This is a genomic window from Nonomuraea sp. NEAU-A123, assembly GCF_018603905.1.
Lineage (GTDB): Bacteria > Actinomycetota > Actinomycetes > Streptosporangiales > Streptosporangiaceae > Nonomuraea.
In genome coordinates this window covers 1-1648 of sequence record NZ_JAHFZZ010000074.1, presented here as the reverse complement: position 1 = coordinate 1648, position 1648 = coordinate 1, and the positions used below count along the sequence as shown (strand labels likewise).

Here is a 1648-nt window from a genome sequence, read left to right as displayed (position 1 = left end):
CAATGCCGGTGAGTTAAGACGTCTGTGCAGGTGAAAGGCGTTCTCGCTGGCATCGGGCACTGCTTGACCCGGCACACGTCGTCGCGATTCGGTGACAGATAGTGCATTGGGTCGCCTGAGCAACGAAGCCCTCGATAGGACAGCGGTCGACCAAGATCGCTTATTGTCCGTCGAGGAGCTTCGTTGCTCACTCAGTTTGTCATGCGCAGATCATCCGCACAGGAGACTGCGGATCGGCCGATGTCCTCGGTAGGGCTCGGGGTCCTGACCGAAGAGATCAGTCCGGAACTCGTCGATGAGGTCGTCGAGCTGGCGGGCTGCAGGGAGAAACGGCACCGGCTTTTGCCCGCGCGGGTGGTGGTGTACTTCGTGCTGGGCTTGTGCCTGTTCAGCAGCGCGGACAGTGCGGCGCCACCTGGATATCGATCGGTGATGCGGTGGCTCACCAACGGATTGCGGCACCTGCATGGATTGGTGTTGCCGACCAGTTCGGCGTTGACCAAGGCCAGGCAGCGACTCGGGTCCAAGCCCCTTGAACTCCTGTTTGACCTGCGGAGAGGACCTCTGGCCGATCCGGACGTGAAGGGCGCTTTCGCGTTCGGGCTTCGGCTGGTCGCCTGGGACGGCACCGGTTTGGACACGGCCGACACCGTTGAGAACGCGACCGAGTTCGGCGTCACTCAGGGCGGTAATCCGCAAATCCGGCTGCTGGCATTGATCGAATGCGGTACCCATGCGCTGATCGACGCGGCATTCGACGGCGTCACCAAGGTCAGCGAGCACAAGCTCGCCCGTAGGCTCCTGCACGCTCTCAGCACGGGGATGCTCCTGCTGGCCGATCGGAACTTCGCCGGCCACGAACTGTGGGGCCTGGTCACCGCGACCGGCGCCGACATGGTGTGGCGGATCAAGAAGAACCTGGTGTTCCCCCCGCTCGAGGTCCTGCCGGACGGCTCGTTCCTCTCCGTCATGCCCACCCCGGCCGAGAACGTACGGCACGGTGTCGCCCGAGCACGCGGCCGCAGCCTCGGACGCACACCACAAGGTCACCTCGTGCGGATCGTCGAGTACACCGTGACGGTCAAGACCGCGGACGGAGGCAGCCGGGTTGAACCGTTCCGGCTGGTCACAACGCTCCTCGACCACAAACGAGCGCCAGCGGCCAAGATCGCCGCCGTGTATCACGAGCGCTGGGAAATCGAGAACGGGTACGGCGAACTGAAGACGAGGCTTCGCGGAGCGGCGTTCATTCTGCGTTCCAAGCTGCCCGAACTCGTCTGTCAGGAACTGTTTGCCCTGCTCACCGTCTACCAGGCACTGTGCTCACTGAAGTGCGCAGCAGCCCTGAGCGCCGGAATCGACCCAGACCGCGTCTCCTTCGCCGTGACGGTCCGCGTCGCTCGCGATCACGCGTCCGACTCCTCTTCCAAGCTCGCCCAGGCCCGCCGCAACGCCATTCATGACCTCCTCGACGACCTGCTTCCCCGCCGCCGCGACCGCCAGTGCGAGCGTGTTAAGAAGCCGCCCAAGAACACCTTCGCGACCAAGAAACGTGACACTGCGCAACCAGCGAGCAAGGCAAGCTACAAGATCAAAATCATGAGGAAAGCACCCCCACCTGCGCAGATGTCTTAACTCACCGGCATTG

1 protein-coding gene is annotated in these 1648 nt (G+C 63.4%); it reads left to right on the top strand.

The annotated features are described in order from the left end of the window. Positions 1 to 183 precede the first annotated feature (183 nt). A complete protein-coding gene (locus KLK06_RS59390; RefSeq protein WP_214644746.1) occupies positions 184 to 1635 on the top strand; it encodes an IS4 family transposase in 1452 nt (483 codons plus the stop codon). The last annotated feature ends 13 nt before the right edge of the window (positions 1636 to 1648 follow it).